The organism is Mesorhizobium sp. WSM3859 (assembly GCF_002295065.1).
Classification (GTDB): domain Bacteria; phylum Pseudomonadota; class Alphaproteobacteria; order Rhizobiales; family Rhizobiaceae; genus Mesorhizobium.
Genome location: NZ_NSGG01000021.1, coordinates 1 through 18,490, shown reverse-complemented (window position 1 = coordinate 18,490; position 18,490 = coordinate 1). Strand labels below are relative to the sequence as shown.

The following is an 18,490-nucleotide window of genomic DNA, read 5'->3' as shown; positions in this document are numbered from 1 at the left end:
GGCATCTGTGCCCTATCTCTGACGGCTGGCGCTTTCTCAAGACCATCCCGCGCGAGAGGCTGGGCGAACGGCACAGGCAGAATGCGAAAGCTTATGGTGCTGGATAGGCTCGATGCGAATCCTGATGGTTTCCGCTCGCTGCTATCCCTTCATGGGTGGCATTGAGACTCACATCCAGGAAGTCGGCCCTCGGCTGGTGGCGGGTGGTCACACGGTCGATGTGCTGACCACCGATCCCTCAGGCGAATTACCGGTTGAGGAGGAAGTCCGTGGCATGCGCGTGCAGCGTGTGCCGGCCTGGCCGAGGGAGTTGGACCTCTATGTAGCACCCGGCATCTTTCCTGCGATCCGTCGAGGGGTCTGGGATCTGATCCACTTCCAAGGTTATAACACCTTCGTGGCGCCGATCGGGCTGCTCGCGGCCATCCGGGGCGATCTGCCATTCGTTCTCACTTTCCACAGCGGAGGGCACTCTTCCCGGCTGCGCAACGCCGTGCGCCGCACCCAGCACGCGCTGCTGCGACCGCTGGTGGCGCGCGCGGCTCGGCTGATTGGCGTCTCCGACTTCGAGGCCGATTTCTTCAGCGCCAGGATGGGCGTGCCGCGGGAACGATTTGTCGTAATTCCGAACGGCGCGGCGATGCCGGCTGCAAGCCCCGGCATCAACCTCGATCCGCACCTGATTGTCTCGGTCGGCAGGCTGGAGCGTTATAAGGGCCATCACCGTGCGATTGCGGCCTTGCCCGAACTGCTCCGCCGGGCGCCAGACGCGCGACTGCACATCGTCGGCAAAGGTCCGTATGAGGGAGAGTTGCGGCGCCTCGTCGCGACGCTCGGCCTCGAGAAGCGGGTCACTATCGCGGCCATCCCCGGATCGGAGCGGCAGAAAATGGCAGACCTTGTGGCGAGCGCTGCCCTGTTCGTGCTGTTCAGCGACTACGAAGCCCATCCGGTCGCCGTAATGGAAGCCCTGTCGCTGCGCCGCCCGGTCCTTGTCAGCGACACGTCCGGGCTGCGGGAGCTGGCCGCCAACGGCCTATGCCGGGCAATTCCGCGCAACGCCGGGCCCGAAGAGCTGGCCGCTGCAATAGCCGAGGAACTGGAAGCCCATCGGAATATCCCAGACTTAGCGCTACCGGACTGGGAGGCCTGCGCGCAAGCACTGAGCGATGTTTACCGTAATGTTCTTGGCAGCCGATCTACGATCAATTTGTCGTCCGACGCCGTGATGTCGTTGCCTCCTGCCACGGAGGCATGAGGCGGATGATGCCGGCTCATTTCATTGCGCGAACTGAGATCAACCCGCTCCAGGCCGCAATACGATTCGGCTGGGCCCTTATTGGTCCCGACCTGAGCGGCGGCAGCGCCGATGCCGCGCCGCAACAGGCGAACTCCGGATGGATTGCGGTTCTGTGTCTGACCGTCGCCACGGCTCTGCTCCTGGTGGTGGCCGGGCACGCGGCCGGGCGCCGGGACTATGAATTGGCGCCGCTGTTCTTCTGGTGCGGTATCATCCTCCTGGTCGTCCCGATCACCCTTCGCGTCGCTCAGCCGACGCTGGCGCGGGGTGAGCGCCTCTTCCTCCTTTTCCTGCTTGCCGAAGCCCTGTTCTACTGCAAAGTGGTCTATTCTCCGACAGGCTTCATTGCTTTCGACGAATTCTTGCACGGGATCGCAGCCGATGACCTGATCACGGCCCGCCGGCTATTCCTGTCCAACCCCCTTCTGCCGATCGGGCCTACTTATCCCGGCCTTGAAATCTTGGCGATGGCGATCGTCAATTTGACCGGATTGCCATTGTTTGTGGCGGGGACGCTTTTGTTAATCATCCTCAAAGGCACATTCATCGGCGCCCTGTTTCTGTTCTTCGAAACCATCTCCGGATCGCCACGCATCTCGGCCATCGCCTGTCTTACCTATATGGGCTGCTCGACCTTCGTCATCTTCGAGTCGATGTTCTCGTACGAGAGCCTCGGCATCGTGCTGTGTGTGCTGGCTTTCACGGTTGAAGCGGCGTCCAGGGATCTCGTGGGGCGACCCAGGCTGAAGGCGCTCGGGCTTATTGCCTTATTGTTGGCGAGCCTCGCGGTCACGCATCATCTCTCGGCCGGCTTCGCCGCCATCTATTTCGGAGCGATGGCGGCACTCGAGGCTCTGCGCCGGCACGGACCCCTGAGGACTCACGCGAGGACCGTGGTGGGATTCACGGCGCTCCTGGCCATAACCCTGCCACTCCTATGGGTACGGGCTCATGGCAACACTCTCACAGGTTATCTCGGCCCGTCGGTCGAAACGGGCTTCAAGACATTGATCGGAAAGATCCTGGGCGCGCCCACCCCACGGTCGGAGCACCTTGGAGCGCTGACCCAGCCGGTCGGCATGCGGCTGACCACCTTGCTCGCGATCCTGCTGTTGTCACTGGGACTGGCGACGGGTTTCTTTCGGTCGCTGGCCATGGCAGCGCCGGGTGGCGCGCGGGCAGACTGGCGTCCTATCCAGGACATCCTCAGACGGAACTGGCGCGACAGCCGGATCGTACTCCTTGCCTTTCTGGCCTTCGGATTCCCGGTCTCGGTGGCCTTCCGGCTGACCAACGCCGGATGGGAAATTGGCAACCGCATGGGAACGTTCGTGTTCATCGCTGTCGGGCTGGTCGTAGCGGTGGGGATCGTCCACTTCTGGCAGGGCCGCGCGCGGCACGGGTGGCGCCGCATCGCACCAGCCGGTGCTCTGACGGTCATCGTTCTAGGCGGCGTCACAACTTCTTCCCTTAACCCGATCCATGGGCGCTACAGGGTGGCGGCCGATCAGGAATCAATCGAACCCATGGGGATCGAAACCGCACGCTGGACCAAGGAGTGGCTCGGTGCCGGCAACCGCTTCACCGCCGACCGCATCAATCGCCTGCTGCTCGCTTACTACGGGCGGCAGGACGCCAGGATCAAGATCGCCGAAGGCATCTATAGCGCGCGCATATTTGAGGGCGAGGAACTCGGGTCCGACGAGCTTTACGCCCTGGCGAAGAGCGACATCGATTTCGTGTTGGTGGATCTGCGTCTGTCCACAGCCCCCCCGGTGCTCGGCTTCTATTTTGAGCCGTGGCAACCGCAGGCGGAAACGCCGATCTCGGGCGCAGAGTTGCTCAAGTTCGATGAGATCCGGGGCGTCACCCGCATCTACGACAACGGATGGATCATGATCTACGACATGAGGGGTTTGCATGGGAATTCCTAGCAACCGCGACCTTCTGGTCTGCTGCTTGTGGGCGGGGGCGACGGTGGTGGTCGTTGCTGTCACCGACAACCTGGTCCTCCGCACTGCGCTGGGCGCGCCCATGGTATTCCTCGTCCCTGGCCACGCCATGCTGCGGGCTCTTAGCGTAAGGACTACCTCCGCGTTGGAACACCTCGCCTACGCGGTCGGAGCAAGCCTCGCTACCGGCGTCGGCGGAGGTTTCGCTCTTAACGCCGCAGGCTTCCTTACGCCATCCGGCTGGGCGGTGTGGTTCTGGGCAGTGACGACCGTCGCGGCGCTGGTGGCCGCCCACCGCCGTGACGCTCCCGATTTGCCAGCCTGGCCAGCTCTGGCGAAGGTCCGGCTCTGGCAGGGAGCTATTATCGCGCTGGCGGTCCTTGTGGCAACCGGGGCCTATGCGCTGGCGGTCCGCGATGAAGCGACCTACCGTGAATTCAGATACACCGAGTTCTGGATATTGCCATCGGCCGATGGCGAATCGGGCCGGCTCATCGTCGGCATCCGGAGCGCCGAGACCCAAGCCGAGCGCTTCGACCTGGAAATCATTGTCGACGGGCAACCGCTCGCCGTCTTCCGATCGCTCACCATCGCGCCAGGCGACACTTGGACGGGGCAAATCCCGGTGCCCGTCTTGGCGGTTCGCCAGAGGGCCGAGGCCCGGCTCTACCGGCCGGCAGACAATCGACTGTATCGCAGCGTTTCAACACTGGTGCCGCCCTTCTGAAGCGAGGCTCGACCATGCGCATCCTGCTGCTGTCGCAGTTTTATCCTCCGGTGATCGGGGGAGAGGAGCGTCACGTCCGCAACCTCGGCGCCGCTTTGGCGCAGCGGGGCCATCAAGTCAGCGTCGGAACCCTGATGCATCCAGGAGCACCCGAAACAGAGCTGGACGGAGCGGTCCGCGTGCACCGCCTGCGTGGCACGCTCCAGCGTCTATCAAGCCTCCACACCGATCCCGAGCGCCGCCATGCACCGCCCTTCCCGGATCCTGAGCTGGTGCTGGCCCTGAGGCGTCTGGTCGCTCAGGAGGAGCCGGACATCGTCCATGCCCACAACTGGATCTACGCGTCCTTCCTGCCACTCAAGGTTCTGAGCGGGGCTCGTCTGGTGGTGACGCTCCACGACTACGGCCTTGTCTGCGCCAAAAAGAACTTCATGCATTTGGGGGCCAGTCTCTGCAGTGGTCCGACGCCGGCGAAATGCCTGCCCTGCGCGACAAGGCATTACGGGGCCGTGAAGGCGACCGTGACCACGTTGGGCAACTGGGGGTCGAGCTTCGCCGCTCGGCGCCTGGTGGACCGCTTCATCGCCGTGAGCCACGCGGTGGCGCACCATGCGGGGCTCACTCAAGGCCACGCTGCCTACGACGTCATTCCAAACTTCGTGCCCGACGACGTCGGGGTCCTTGGCCCGGAGGATCCCTGTCTGCGGGAGCTACCCGGAGATGAGTTCATCCTGTTCGTGGGCGACATGATGCGCCTTAAGGGTATCGACGTTCTCCTGCAAGCCTATGCCGGCCTGGAGCGGGCGCCGCACTTGGTCCTGATCGGACGCCAGGTCGCCGATACACCAGCCGAGTTTCCGCCGAATGTCCGCGTCCTTAATCCGTGGCCGCATTCTGCCATCATGCATGCATGGCGGCGCTCACTGTTCGGCGTGCTGCCATCGGTCGGGCCCGAAGCCTGCGCGACGGTCATCATGGAAGCGATGGCGTCAGGCAAGGCAATCGTCGCAACTGACGTCGGCGGCATGCCGGATCTCGTCGATCATGGCGAAACAGGGATTTTGGTGCCGCCCGGTGACGCTAATGCCCTCGCGCACGCGATGCAGACACTTCTGGAGGACCGCGTCTTGCTGGCCCGCCTCGAGGCGACAAGCCTTGCCAGGATTGGGCGCCTCAAGGCCGGAGCGGTCGTTAGCCGGATCGAGCAGGTCTACCGGGATGTCGTGCGCCCAGCCGCCCGCAGATCCGCGGTGCCGGCGCATCAAGATTCAGGAGAGCCATCATGCCGGTAGACCTCGCCGGGACGGCGATCGTCATCGTGCGGCGGGCGCTTCAGGACAGCGCTACGCTCATCACGAATTCTGGCGCTCTGGCGATCGGAACGATAGCAATGGCCGGTCTTGGGTTCGTCTACTGGTGGCTCGCCGCCCGGCTGTTTGCGCCGGAGGTGATCGGCAACGCCGCCGCCCTTCTGTCCGTGATGGGGTTCGTCGGTCTGCTGGGCGAGGCGGGGCTCGGGACCCTGCTGATAGGCGAAATCGTGCGGCATCCCGGCAGGGAGCGTGGCCTCGTGGCCGCAGCAGCGTCCATCGGGGTAGCGCTTGCGGTCGGCTTGGCCTTGTTGTTTGTCTTAGGTGAGGCCTTCCGCAACAGCTCGACCAGACCGATCGACGGGTGGTTCGAGAGCGCTGCGTTCGTCCTCGGCTGCGCCTTGACCGTACTCAGCTTCGTGGGCGATCAGGCGTTCGTAGGGAGCCTGCGCAGCACCGGCCGGATGATCCGGCAAGTGCTGTTCTCAACGTTCAAGCTGATGCTGATCGGCGGCGCGGCCGCCGCCGGCTACGCCACCAATGCCACTATTCTCATGACCTGGGTGGCCGGCCTGCTGGCGTCCTGGATCGGCGTCGATCTCTTGACCCGCGGCGGTGCGCGTCGCCTCGTTGGTCCCCCCGATTTCCAGCTGCTTCATGCGCTCCGACGCAAGATCTTCGACCACTACGCGCTCGACGTGACTGTACAGGCCCCGAGCGTCATCATGCCCTACCTTGTGCTGGTTCTGCTGTCTCCGTCCATCAATGCCGCCTTCGTGTCGTTGTGGATGCTGGTCTCCCTGGCTTCATTGATCCCCGCAACCATGACCACGGTCCTGTTCCCAGTGATCAGAGCAAGCCCGAAACAATTCAGGCACAACATCATTGTCTCGCTCACGACGTCATTGCTCTTCTCGCTGGTCTGCGCCACCTTCGTCTTCACCTATTCGCAGGAGATCCTTGCGCTCTTCAATCCGGCCTATCCGGAGATCGCCGGTTCGAGCCTGCGCTTCCTAGGCTTTAGCTTGCTAGGATCAACGCTCAAATTTCATGCCTGCACCTTGGCGCGACTGGGTGACAGCATGCGCAAGGCATCTCGCTGGTTCGCGCTTGGCGGCCTGCTCGAGCTGTGCTTCGTGGTCATCGGCGCGAGGCTTGATGGACTTCAAGGCCTGGTCGTGGGCTGGACGCTCGCCGTCAGCATCGAGGGCGTGTGTGCGGCCGTGAGCTTGGCCTTGGCGATGAAGCTGGATTGGGCCGCGCGCCCTGTGCACGAAGAGCCGACCGCCTCGTCGCTCTAGACTGGAGGATATTGGTCATGGTCCAAGGTTATCGACCGCAACTGGATGGGTTGCGGGCCATCGCGATCGGCCTTGTTGGTATCGAGCACTTCGGCGGGCCGTGGGTGAGAGCGCATTTCCCCATCGGAGCGGGAGCGCTGGGGGTCCAATTGTTCTTCGTCCTTAGCGGCTTTCTGATCACGCGGAACTTGCTGCTCAGATTTGAGCAAGCGCCTGCGGGCGAAGTCCTCCGCCGGTTCTACATGGGCCGGGCGGTTCGGTTGATGCCGGCCTACTACCTGACCCTGCTGATACTGTTCATGCTGGGCTTGCCCGACGTTCACGACTTTATTCTCTGGCATCTCACCTACACAAGCAATTACCTCGCCGCGACCGGGGGCCCACTCCTGGTGTTCTGGTCCCTCGCTGTGGAGGAGCAATTCTATCTGTTGCTGCCGATGCTGGTTCTACTGTCCGGCCGCAATGCCATGCGCGTGGCGGTATTCTTCGTCTGCACCGGGTTCCTGCTGCGTATATTGGTTCTGACCACCCCGATCGACCGGTTTGCCTTCGAACTCTCGATCTTCGGCAAATTTGAGATCCTCGGGGTTGGTGTGCTGATCGGTGCGCTGTCCTATGCCGCATCGAAGGAAGGGCGCCGCCTCCGAGCCGGTCCCTATTGGTGGTGGGCTGGCTTGACGTGTCTCGCGTTCCAGTGCTTCGCTTGGTACGTCGAAGGCAACGGCGTCCTGCGTCACCTCACTTTCAACCTAACGGTCGGAATTTTTTTCGCATGGCTAGTGGTGAAGGCCGATGCAGAGCTGCCAGGCACGCTCGCATGGTTCAGCGGCTTCAGGTTCGTTCGCTTCGTCGGCAAGATCTCTTATGGCATCTACCTGACGCATGTGTTTTTCCTCAAGATTTTTCAGTCGAGCGCAGTGGTCGAGCGGTTGGGAACCATTCCCCTTTGGGGTCAAGCACTGATCGCCATCGTGCTGAGCCTTTGCGTTGCGACCGTGTCGTGGTTCCTGATGGAGTCGCCGCTGCTCAAACTGAAGGAGCGGGTGCTGGAAGGACGCGACGCCATTGCCGTTCGGGTACCGCCGCCCGACAAAACCTCGCAAGCCGCCAGCCGCGTCGGGTAGAATAGCCGTGGAGCCGCTAGCTATGCATGCATACTGGCAACTCGCAGCTCGGGGCCTGAAGTTAGCTATGCGACGGGGTAGGCCAATTCCGTGATCGCGGGGCTGGATCGCGCTCGCGGAACGTCTGGAGCGCGCCGCCGTTGCCCCTAATGACGCTTGCCGACGATATCCGCATGGATCGAGGGCATGTCCGATTGGGCAGCACCTCGCCCAGCAACGGGAGCCCATAGCCCGATTAGAACGGCACCACTCCTACTGCAGATGCGCTTGAATTCCTCGGACTGCTTCCAAAGCATGCAGGAACTTCACCAACTGCATTTGGCTCGCTTACTCGCTAGGGGGCGCGCAGGACGATGCGGCGTAGGGGAGCCCGGCCTGTCGGGCGGGTGGGGATGGGCTTAACAGATCGGGCCATGCTCCCTGCGTTGGGGGTAACAGGGTCAACCATAAGAATACGCCCGCAATCGGTCATCCGCAATGCCGTAGGTTATTGATCGCTAATGAAAAGCCCGTTGCAGCTAAGGAGGGTGAGCGATACGGGCTTGTTGCTACACCCCTGAAGGATCGACCATGCAGGGATAACCAACATCCCGTCGGTTCATTCCAAATCGAGACAGCCGACTTTAGTATCGGGGATAATCGCCGATGCGGGGATCACGATGACTGGCCCCCTGCCCTCGACCTCGCTCGCCAGGGCGACCGTCGTTTATTGCTGCACCCTGACTTTTATAGGCTCATGGAACGCAGTTGGGTCCACCCAATCGACGGCGATATGAACTTGGCCGCTCGATGCGACTTCACGAACGGCAATCACGGCCAAACACACGGCGATTACGGTAAGGACAAACTTCGTATAACGATCCGTCATGGCTGAGCCCCTGCCTTTCCAGTACGCGCCATCGCGTCTCGTGCGGGGAAACACCTCCCTTAATCAAAAGAGAGACACCCCACCTAAAGATGTTAAAATATGGCGGAACCGCTGCTCCAGTTCTCATGTTGGGTTGGGCTGATTTTTGCGTGGTATCGATCGTACAAAGGAGGCGTTGAGTGCGCCAGGCGATCGGTTTCGATGTCGGATATCGGCGTAAAGGTCGACGCCCAATCGAGTGTGGAAGCCATTGGTGATTTTGCCGAACACGGCACAGGGTGCAGAGCGCGCTCGGAGCCTTTGTCAGGACGCATTGCCAATCGTTCGAAATCGCAATTCATCTCGGCTTAAACCCGAGTTCTTGTTCTCGCCATCGGGAAAAAAGATAAATGATAGGCGGAGACGTGAGCAAGGGGGCAGAAGGGGTACTCTGGCCACGGCCGGCGGCCCAATCAAGCTCGCCGTGATTTCGCACTTCCCACTTCGTCCCGACGACTTTATCGACCAGACCAATCCCGCGGTGACCAATCCCCTGCCGAGCATCACTTTGAACGGGTCCCCCGCTCCGCCAGAACGCAGCCAGTCTCCATCTGGCTGACGGCGCACGCTGCCGGCGATCTCTCTGCCGCCGACGAGGTCGGGACAGGCGGACTGGCCTGCTCTCCTGGCTCGCTCCCGTCGACGATGATGTTGACCAGATCCCCCGGCCGCAGGAGGGTCATCCCGACGGACATGAGGCTGACGGGCCCGGCCGCCGATTGCCGCACGATTTGGTAGGTTACCTTGTTCGGGTCCCTCGCAAACTCGGCCCGTGCCACGGGCAATGTGTCGAGCACACCTTCGCTGACCTTCAAGTCGCTCTCATTGGCCGCGATCTGGTTCTCGTTGGCCTCGATCTCAGTCTCCAGATCGTTCCGGATGTCGGCCCGGATCCGCAATGCCTCAGACTGCAGGGAGGCGAGCCGTCGCTTGGCCGTCGCATACAGGTTAAGGGCGTCCCGCTGACGCTGTTCCGCGTCGGACAACTCGCTTTGAACTTGATCCAGCATTGTCTGACTGAGAACATTGTGATCCACGAGCGAGCGCATGGCGTTGACGCGTTTCTGGCGCAGCTTGACGAGTTCGTCGAGCGACTCCATGTGCCCATACCCGACGATGTCCTGCCTAGCCACCTCCAATTCGCTCAGGATCGCGCGCTCGCGGTTCCTGCGGGCGCTGGCAGTGGCTTCCCGTCGGTCACTCTGCTCTTGAACGAGACTGGCAGCCTCTGTCGCGCCGACCAGTTTCAGCAACCGCGCCGGAATTTTGGGCTCGGTGCCGTCGCGTTCAGCCTTCAGCACCGCCGCCCGCGCGAGCAATTTCAGCATCGCATCGATCGCCCCGCTCCGCTTCTGGGTTTCACGCACGGCCTCGATCTTCTGCCACGGCTCGGTCGCGCCGAGGTCGAGTCCGCCCGCCAGCGCCACAGCGTGCAGGACCGTCATGCCGGGGATGTATTTGAACGATCCCGGATTCTTGACCGGTCCCAACACATAAATGGGGGAACGCTCCACAGCCAGGATGTTGATCCACCCCTTGCGACCCAGCAATCGATGGAAAGTTTCCGCCAGGTCGTCCCGTAGCTGTTCAGTCGACCGGTCATTGACCTGAATAGGGCCGAGCAAAGGCAAGGAAATCGTGCCGTCCTCCTGGACGGTATATTCTCCGCTTAGTTCCGGACGCTGCAGAATACCGCGCAGAGCCGACGCCGAGGACGCACGCCCCCACTTGTCTTCCTCGACGTCCACCCGCTCGTAGAACACAATCTTGAGACGATCGCCGACAGCAAACGGCCTTCCGATCGGCACATCTCGGACCGTTCTGGCCGCATGCAGGTCCCCGGCACTGCAATTGGTGGCAGCGGGGGTGCTCGGGACGGCAAGGACGGGAGGAACGGTGCAAGTGGCTGGGTGGGGGGCGTCAATAGTGATGGGGGTGGAGACGACGCCCTGTTCGACCAAAGCTGCGGCCGATACATTCGGTTCCGGCCCGGCCGCGCGGGGTGGTTCGATTGTGGGTTGCGCCGATTTTTCTTGCCAGCTATCGATAACGGCAAATACCTTCGCCACCATCGCTGCAAAGATAGGCTCGGCTTTCCTTGCCGCGGCTGCGGAAATAGCCTCCGCCTCCTGCGCTACGACCGTAGACCCGACCTCGACCTTCCGCACCAAGGCTGCGGCGATAGTTTCAGTCTTCTGCTCCACGGCTGCGAACACAGCCTGGGTCCTCTGCTCCAGGGCTGTGGAGACGGCTCCGGCGGCCTCCCAGTTCCTCACCGCTGCGCCTACGAGGACAGCGAGCCCGCATAGCCCCAAGATAAGAAGGATCGTGTTCGCTCCCCGCCCCTCACTGGCAGATGCGTGTGGAGCGACAAATTCGGAATTGCGTTTTGCATCGATGGCCATGGCGTGTGGCTTTCATTTGTGGCCACCCGGTCCCAGACTGATAGGGCAGGGAGCAAGACGACACCTTGACCCTTGACCGCCAGCACTACAATGAGCCCTTTATGGGCACTCCTTTTGGATCATTGTCCCCCTAGTCCACGAACAACTCGCTCGATAACTGCCGCTTGTGGCTGCGACACCGATCGAGGAAGCCAAAGCCCTGCACTTGGCCGTCCTGCGGCGCCGCCCCGGAGCGTTTTCTCCACTTCAAACAACCGGTCGGAGTGGGGACGCCATTCTCGCCGGCATCATCGCGGCCGGCCACTAGCAAGCTCCTGTGGTACCGCTGTCTAAGGCAAGATCTGCGAGATACCGAAGTCTCTGAAAGAAAGGCGTGATGGGTCAAAGTCTCGGAAGGCGTCCAACTGCCCAAAGCCGAGAACGGACTGGGGCGCACTTCGTCCAAGAACTCACGCAGGAACCCAAAAGGTCCCTCATTAGTTGTACCAAGGGTGCAGAAAAGCTTGGCTTACTATGCAGACTCTCTTGCAGTTCATACGGTCGCATCCCGATCGGGCAGTGTTGGAAAACGGTTGGGGAAAAAACAACTTTTCTGGTCTTTCAGCGAAAATATACAAGGCCCATTCGGTTGTATGCCGCCAGGGCGACGACGATGATAGGATCTTCCTCATAAAATCGGGTTGGGCCCTGCTTTATCGCGATCTGCTCAACGGGGAACGTCAGATCGTTGACACTCCCCTTCAGGGCGAAATTATCGGTTTTCGTCGCACGGAAGGCCCCCGCTTTGAGTCACTCTCGGCCATAACCGACCTGGCAGTGTTTGATGTTTCCAGGAAGGAACTTAGTGAGGCCGTCTTTGCCGGAGGCGAACTGGCGCAGGAGGTTGCCTACTTCCTGGCCCGTTTGAACGGTATCATGGCTGAGCATATCGTGAATATCGGTCGGCGAAATGCGATAACCCGCACAGCTCATTTTCTTCTCGAACTGGAGAAAAGACTATCCATCGCCGGCTTGTCGGCGCAGGGGCGATACGCCTGTCCCCTGACCCAGCATGATCTGGCTGACATCCTTGGAATGACCGCCGTGCATGTCAATCGTACGCTGCGGGAACTGCGCAGAGCCGACCTGCTATCTTTCAAGGCCGGCAAGGTGCAACTCATCGACCGCAAGAAGCTGGTTAAAATGGCTGGATTCGACGATGAGTATCTTAGGTACGATTTGTAGCGGGGCATAGATTGCAGGTTTCCTCGCGGCGAGACAGCACGATGGCGATCAACCGTCGCCGGCGGGGAGTGACGAGAGCGCTGGCGCGTGTTGTGCCTACCCCCCGGCATCGGAACGGCTGATTGGAGGCGGGCTCGCCCGCTTAGCCTGCCGCCGCCGGTTAAGGCATTGTCCCACTTTGAGACAAAATTGAACCAAACTTAATCTATGTTAGCGCTTGCTTATATAAAGGCCCTAAGGTGTGTGGGCTGTTCCCAGAGGGGCAATGAAAGAGCAGCCCGAAGACAATGATGAGCGGGCCAAATGTGGTCGCCGCAAAGCCGGTCGCGCGGGAATCGTTGGGAAGCTCATGAAGTCCGTGGGACGACTGCATAACACGCCAGCCAATCGATCAGTCGCTACCTCTCGTAAGTCGGGGGCTCTTCACGAAAGAGAAAGGAAGGGATGCCTGCTCATCCTGGACGAAAGGACACTAGACCGCGAGTGCTTGGCGGCAGCGCTCTTCGACCACGAAATCGGAAGCACGGTAGTTGCCATGCGCACGATCCAAGAATGGCGCCTCAAGAAGCAGTCGGCCTCTTCCCTCGCGGCCATCCTCTTCAATCTCGGCAGTCGGAAGATCACCGATAATCGTGTCGCCGTCGAGATTAAGCGTATTGCTTCCGAATTCAAGTCGGTTCCTCTAGTTATCCGGGCCGATACCGAAGATCTTGCGCAGATATTGATGGCACTCGAATGCGGAGCGCGTGGCTATATTCCAACTTCGGCGGGGACCGATGCCTGTGCCGAGGCGGTCAACCTTGCAGCAGCAGGAGGTTTCTTCGTCCCGGCGAGCAGCGTCCTGTCCATTCGGCATCTGATAAATTCATACGGCCGCGACACGCGACCTTTGACTGATCTGTTCACCTTCAGGCAGGCCGAGGTCGCCAAGGCGCTCCGACTTGGCAAGGCCAACAAGATCATAGCCTATGAACTCAACCTCCGCGAGAGCACAGTAAAGGTTCATATCCGCAACATCATGAAAAAACTGAACGCGACCAATCGCACCGAAGTCGCTTACAAGGTCAACGACCTTTTTGCAGAGGGAAATCTGGGCAAAGAGTGATCCCAGCCGCCAAGTTTCGTAGGCAACCAGCCAACCTGGAATATCAGGTGTCAGACGGCGGCCGAATTAGAGCCGACTACCTTCCGCCCGAAGATATAGACGATCAACCGACCGCGCTTTCATGGTCCGAGAACGTGTGCTTTGGACACCATGGCGGCTCCAAGCCAACCGTTGGGGGATGGCCCATCACCGCGCCAAGATACGCACGTGAACAGCGGGCCCGGGATGGCTTGAGCCGCATCATACCTGAGGGTTCGACGACGGGTCATCGTTGCGCTGCTGGCCGCGGGCCGGAAGAATATCTGTCGCAGGATAGCGGCCAGAGGAGAACCCGTCCTGACGGATGTTTGCTACAGAACCGGGCGGTTTGGCTTCCTCGGTTCCGGCAAGCTGTTACACGGATTTGCAGCCAATGCAGCTAAGCGCCAGTCTCTTGGCACATCTCCCTTGCCAGCACCGATCATCATGAGCGGTCGCTCGACCTTTCTTCGCGGCAAGCAGATAGTCGGCTCTGTTTGTTCGATACTCTCCTTCTTTCGCTGACATAGTTTCCTCCCGGGGTTGCCCTCCTTCTGGCCTGACGGGGAGACACACTAGCTGCCGATGCATCGCGTCCACCAAACGGTGTAGAACGATATACCCGGGTGGCACCTGGAACCGTAGGTTGAGCGCGAATCTCTTGGGCTGACTCGCCGAGGGTATAGCGACGGCCCGCAGTTCCGAACCGCACAACCCGCCAGTTTGGCCCATTTGGCCATCTGGCCCAACTTAAAGATGTTGTTCGCAAATGCTCGACGGCGATCGCCGCGATCGCCGAAGCATGGATCGTCCCAGCCGTTCCCACCGGTGAAACAAGCTTGCGCCGACGGAAGACCGGCGGCTGGCACAGCCAAGCGTCATTCACGGTTGGCGCCACGATGCTGCTTACGCGATCGCACCATGTCGGTCGCTCGTGCTTTAGCTATTTTGCATATGTGGCGAACCACGGTTCGCCTGGCCGGCGCCAGCTCAGGCAAATTCTACCACGAGAAGACGTCGGCCACGTTAGCTCGCCGCAAGGTGTGGGGGCACACCAGCGGCGGGCTAACCGCGAATGACCAAGTTGCGAATTCTTCAGCCTGGACGAAATTCGCGGGTCCTCGCGGACCGATGCGACCGGAAAGCCTGCCTCGCGTACTATGGCAAGGAGCCGCTCGCCTCCTGTCGGCTCGGGACGGCGCCAAACTCGCAATCCGAGGCTCACCAAGCTTTCGACGTCTCGATATTGGATCCGTGCATAAGGTCCGCAGTCCAGACCGATGGCTCGGAGCGGACGAATCCAATTCCAATGGCCGCCGCTCCGCTCGCGTCTAAACCACTCCGCCACGTGCGACACGATTAGCGCCGCGCCATGACGATCGCGCACCGCCGGGCGCGCAATGGTGCGAGTGCTCCGTAATTCGAGCTTGTTACCTGTTTCTGCCCTCGCCCTTTCCCGTCGCGCGGCGACGAACCACGACGAAAGAGGCTCTTGCGGCGACTGCCTGACCGGCAGCTTTCAGGGCTTCGAGCGGGCCAGGCGAATGACGGGTTTGAGGCGCAAAGCTGCCTCTGACATGTCCACTAGCGATGTGACCAGTAGTGGCGCAATCGAGGCGACCGGTGCTTTTAACCTCTCTGCACGCGGAAGAAGCCGTTGGAGGACTACGTTGGGTGGAAACTTGCCGTATGCGCGTCTGTAACGACGTGATTGCGGCAAGGAGCGGACGTCGCCCCGCCTCTGCGGCTTGCTCACTCTAGCGTCGGGGCGGTCCGCAGACCGTTGAATCGAAATCGCAACTAAGCCCACGGGCAGACCTTAGCCTCCCGCGCCTGAGCATCTCGATGATGGTTAAATCCACAGAATCACCACACGACGTTGGTCGTCGAGCGAGTTTTCAGCAGCCTATTAATTTGCAACTTGGGAAGCCGCTGACAACAATTCCTCGAGATTCGGCGCCCTGAAGGTATTGAGGCCGTCCTCCAGAACTTCAGTGAAGTTCCAGCGTACGATGCCCCCCCGGTCGATTAGGAACTGACCGACAAGCTGCGCCTGGTCGGAAGCAATCGTCTGCTGATCGGCTTTCGTAATCTCATATCCTTCTTTCTTGTTGAGAAACTCGTCCATTGCCATGATGTCCATAGGCTCGGGCAATTCGCCCGGGAGATGGATCCGTATCGCCATGACCTTATCCATCCCGACCTCGCGCAAGCCGAAAGCACGGTGCGAAGTCCGCTCCGGGTCGGATGCCGCGAGAAGATCGGGAGCCGGATGATAACGGAAATAGAGCCGCGCCCGCTCGACGGGCGTATTGACCACCGCCAGGCATTCGACGCCCTGCTCGCGCAGGGCCGGTTTGAGCCGTGCCATCGCCGCGACATGGCGCCGGCAGAACGGACAGTGCAGGCCTCGAAACAGACCGATCAATAACGGGCTACGGCCTCGAAAATCGTCGAGCGCGATCTTGCCTTCGCGCGAGATCGCATTGAGCACAACATTCGGTGCCCGGTCGCCCGGCTGCAGCGGGCGGTCAACATTACTCGTGGACATGGACAACCTCCTCGCCCCGGGTCAGTCAGGGAAAGCAGCACACCCAGCGTTTCGGAGGCGATCAAGTGCTGGGCGCGAAAGCTTCCTGTGCCAAGGCAATAGCTTTCGACCTCTGCCATATTGTTGAGGTCGAGATTACGCGCGTTGCAAGCCTATCATAACACGAAAAAGCATCTGCGGGTCGCCGCCAAATGTGGTGACTGACCTCACCCGCCGTGCCCGGAAGCGGCTGTTACCGCCCCGGAGGGCTCATCCAATGACTGTAATGCGGCGCAAAGCAGCCGCCATACTGGATGCCTCTCGTCCTATCCTAACGCCGACCATAGTGGCTCGCCTTATCATAAGCATCCGCAATTCGGCTTGAGGCGAGGCGCAGAGGTTCGAAAAGCTTCCAGAAACCCCGGGAAAATTGGAGCGGCGGATCGGACAAAAGGGGGGCGCGGATATCGCAGCGAACATCCGGAACAGAGCGCTCAATCTCGTCGGCAAAAGAGCGTCCGAATAGGGCTGTCGGCGGCCCTTTCGCGGAACGAAAAAGGAAGAGAAGCAGAACTGTCGTGTGCGATTTTTGCACACCGTCTCGCGCAACTATCTGATGTTACTTACCTGTCCGTCCAATCCATCATAGGTGCCACGGCGATCGTCTTCTTCATGGGCCTATTTCATCGCTGCCGCAGGTGTCACAGTCAAATCCTTTAGCGGGATCTATCGTATTCCCGTTAAATTTCAAATAGTTCGGGAGGGAGGACAAAAGTCCCTCACGTGAAGGGACCATTTCCTGGTTCACACTTTTTGTTAAAAGGCAATAGTCCGATTTGAAATTTCCACAAATAAGCGTAAAGTTTTCGTGCTCAAGTTGAGCGGGAGGCGTACAGGCAGCAAATGCCTGTTGTAGAGGGGCGGGGTTGAGTATGCCCTCATTGTCGATCCTTGGTGCCCGCCGTTGGTGGGTCACCGATGCGCATAGGACGCATCCGCCTAGACTTGCCTGACGGGGCAAGGAGCGGAGGATCAGCGGCGGCGCCTCCCAACACCCTCTACCCCCTGAGTAAATCAAGAACTCCAGTTTCCTCTTAACGATGGCGCGCAGCGCCGGCTCCGGCCGGCGGATGTGCGTCCGTGCGGCCGGTTGCCGGGCGTTGGGCCGATTACAGCGCCAGCCGCATTGAAACCAGGGAGAATCGCAATGACAATCAGCTTCATTCTGAACGCTCAGGCCGTCAACGACCAGACCAACGGGTTGCAAACAGGCGACAACATTGACGATGTCTTCACCGACACCGATGTTGCATATTCGTCGCTGCCGGCAACGTTCCGAACCTATCTCGAGACGACCCTCGGGTTAAGCAACGCTTTCCCGACCAGCATTGGCGTCGCGACCAAGGCGAACTCAGTTACTGTCAACGCCACCGCCGGATCACAACTCGCTGGCACCACGTTCACCGACGGCAGTGGCGGCACCCTCGACGGCGACGACAGCGGTCTCAATACCGTCGGGGGCAAGGACATCCTGCTTTATGCAGATGGAAGCAACACCGTAATCGGCAAATATGACAGCGATGGCAACGGCAGTGCCGACGCGATCGCCTTCGTCATCTTCAAGCAGGACTCGATCAACGCCAACGCGACCAGCGACCAGGTGACCTTCAACGTCGTCACCTACGTTCCGATTTTCCACAGCAGCAGCACCGACCCGGATGATGCGGTCAATCTTGGCAACACCCTCAAGCTCGCGGCGACCGAGACGCTTAATTTCGGCTTTGCCGGGGCGCCTTCCGGCAGCAACCTGTTCATGACCTTCGGTGATCCAAACTCCACCCAGATCGTGGTGGTTGGTCACCACCCGTTGAATCAATCCCAGGGCGGGAACATCACGACCGGGGACGTGCTCAATATCAGCCAGGCCGGCAGCACCACTTCGTTCGGCGTCAACGGCAACGCGATCAACCCCACCGAGGGCGCGTTCATCACCTACGTCACCGGCACAAACACGAACTTCCTGGTGCCGAATTTGGACCAGAACGAGGCCGATGTCGAAGCCAACATCGACTTCCAGAACGTCGTCAACGCGACTGGAGCGTCCTTCACCGTCAACCAGACCAATCCGGGCGTCGGACCCGTCACCGTCAAGATCACGGCCTTCAACACGGCTTCGGAACCGGGGGTGAATTTCATTGACGGGCTCACCGGCGACACACACGTCGCCATCACCTCGTTCTCGCTAACCGACTTCGTCGTCAAGACAGGCAATACGCAATTTACTCCAGATGCCTCGATCGACGCCAATGGTGATTTGATCATCACCGGCCTGAGCACCGGCGACAAAGTGTCGTGGACGACGGGCGCAAACCACAACCGCGTGCTGATCGAAAACATCAGCAACGTGGATGGCATTGCCGGCAACGACAACAACACTTTCGATATCGGCGGCTTCGGCATCGTGACGACCAGCGGCTCCTCGACGTTCGTCGGTCAGCAGATCGTGATCGAGGACGACGGCCCGACGGCGGGTATCGTCCAGGGCGCTCCCACGGTGGCGCATGACGAGACCGCGGGCGTCCAGGCC

The 18,490-nt window shown here is 60.6% G+C and carries 11 protein-coding genes; 9 read left to right on the top strand and 2 right to left on the bottom strand.

Annotated features, from left to right (window positions below; all coding sequences use genetic code 11):
• Positions 1-112 precede the first annotated feature (112 nt).
• From CK230_RS29755 to CK230_RS29730, 6 genes are read left to right on the top strand one after another with little or no spacing between them, the layout of a single operon-like run.
• Positions 113-1,258 carry a glycosyltransferase family 4 protein gene (locus CK230_RS29755; protein WP_095820357.1) on the top strand — a complete coding sequence of 382 codons (1,146 nt, stop codon included), beginning with the start codon at positions 113-115 and terminating at the stop codon, positions 1,256-1,258.
• Between the two features lie 8 nt (positions 1,259-1,266).
• Positions 1,267-3,234, top strand: coding sequence for a hypothetical protein (locus CK230_RS29750; protein WP_176480279.1), 1,968 nt, complete (start codon positions 1,267-1,269; stop codon positions 3,232-3,234).
• Positions 3,221-3,979, top strand: coding sequence for a DUF1616 domain-containing protein (locus tag CK230_RS29745; RefSeq protein ID WP_095820355.1), 759 nt, complete (start codon positions 3,221-3,223; stop codon positions 3,977-3,979). The genes CK230_RS29750 and CK230_RS29745 overlap by 14 nt, the downstream gene beginning before the upstream one ends.
• A gap of 14 nt (positions 3,980-3,993) precedes the next feature.
• Positions 3,994-5,271: a glycosyltransferase family 4 protein gene (locus tag CK230_RS29740; RefSeq protein ID WP_095820354.1), complete on the top strand. Its 1,278-nt coding sequence runs from the start codon at positions 3,994-3,996 to the stop codon at positions 5,269-5,271.
• Positions 5,262-6,590: a hypothetical protein gene (locus CK230_RS29735; protein ID WP_095820353.1), complete on the top strand. Its 1,329-nt coding sequence runs from the start codon at positions 5,262-5,264 to the stop codon at positions 6,588-6,590. The genes CK230_RS29740 and CK230_RS29735 overlap by 10 nt, the downstream gene beginning before the upstream one ends.
• 17 nt (positions 6,591-6,607) lie before the next feature.
• Positions 6,608-7,714, top strand: a complete 1,107-nt coding sequence (locus tag CK230_RS29730) for an acyltransferase (RefSeq protein ID WP_095820352.1) — start codon at positions 6,608-6,610, stop codon at positions 7,712-7,714.
• Positions 7,715-9,124: 1,410 nt separating this feature from the next.
• On the opposite strand, the gene CK230_RS29725 is transcribed toward CK230_RS29730, so the two are convergent.
• Positions 9,125-11,026 carry a polysaccharide biosynthesis/export family protein gene (locus tag CK230_RS29725; protein ID WP_095820351.1) on the bottom strand — a complete coding sequence of 634 codons (1,902 nt, stop codon included), beginning with the start codon at positions 11,024-11,026 and terminating at the stop codon, positions 9,125-9,127.
• A 525-nt stretch (positions 11,027-11,551) separates the two neighbouring features.
• On the opposite strand from CK230_RS29725, the gene CK230_RS29720 reads away from it, so the two are divergent.
• Both CK230_RS29720 and CK230_RS29715 read left to right on the top strand, forming a co-directional pair.
• On the top strand, positions 11,552-12,250 hold the full coding sequence (locus CK230_RS29720) for a Crp/Fnr family transcriptional regulator (protein ID WP_245430096.1): 699 nt from the start codon (positions 11,552-11,554) through the stop codon (positions 12,248-12,250).
• Positions 12,251-12,515: 265 nt separating this feature from the next.
• Complete coding sequence (locus CK230_RS29715) at positions 12,516-13,355, top strand: response regulator transcription factor (protein ID WP_245430095.1); 840 nt, start codon at positions 12,516-12,518, stop codon at positions 13,353-13,355.
• 1,927 nt (positions 13,356-15,282) lie between these two features.
• Here CK230_RS29715 and CK230_RS29710 read toward each other — a convergent pair.
• The gene (locus CK230_RS29710; protein WP_095820349.1) at positions 15,283-15,924 is read right to left on the bottom strand and encodes a peroxiredoxin-like family protein; all 642 of its coding nucleotides are present in this window, start codon (positions 15,922-15,924) and stop codon (positions 15,283-15,285) included.
• 1,186 nt (positions 15,925-17,110) lie between these two features.
• On the opposite strand from CK230_RS29710, the gene CK230_RS29705 reads away from it, so the two are divergent.
• Positions 17,111-18,490 (top strand): hypothetical protein (locus tag CK230_RS29705; RefSeq protein ID WP_210201500.1); only part of this gene is annotated, 1,380 nt, incomplete at its 3' end.

Excerpts from the sequence above, each read along its gene's own strand:
- CK230_RS29755 (WP_095820357.1), top strand. The coding sequence starts at position 113 with ATGCGAATCCTGATGGTTTCCGCTCGCTGCTATCCCTTCATGGGTGGC.
- CK230_RS29750 (WP_176480279.1), top strand. The coding sequence starts at position 1,267 with ATGCCGGCTCATTTCATTGCGCGAACTGAGATCAACCCGCTCCAGGCC.
- CK230_RS29745 (WP_095820355.1), top strand. The coding sequence starts at position 3,221 with ATGGGAATTCCTAGCAACCGCGACCTTCTGGTCTGCTGCTTGTGGGCG.
- CK230_RS29740 (WP_095820354.1), top strand. The coding sequence starts at position 3,994 with ATGCGCATCCTGCTGCTGTCGCAGTTTTATCCTCCGGTGATCGGGGGA.
- CK230_RS29735 (WP_095820353.1), top strand. The coding sequence starts at position 5,262 with ATGCCGGTAGACCTCGCCGGGACGGCGATCGTCATCGTGCGGCGGGCG.
- CK230_RS29730 (WP_095820352.1), top strand. The coding sequence starts at position 6,608 with ATGGTCCAAGGTTATCGACCGCAACTGGATGGGTTGCGGGCCATCGCG.
- CK230_RS29725 (WP_095820351.1), bottom strand. The coding sequence starts at position 11,026 with ATGGCCATCGATGCAAAACGCAATTCCGAATTTGTCGCTCCACACGCA.
- CK230_RS29715 (WP_245430095.1), top strand. The coding sequence starts at position 12,516 with ATGAAAGAGCAGCCCGAAGACAATGATGAGCGGGCCAAATGTGGTCGC.
- CK230_RS29710 (WP_095820349.1), bottom strand. The coding sequence starts at position 15,924 with ATGTCCACGAGTAATGTTGACCGCCCGCTGCAGCCGGGCGACCGGGCA.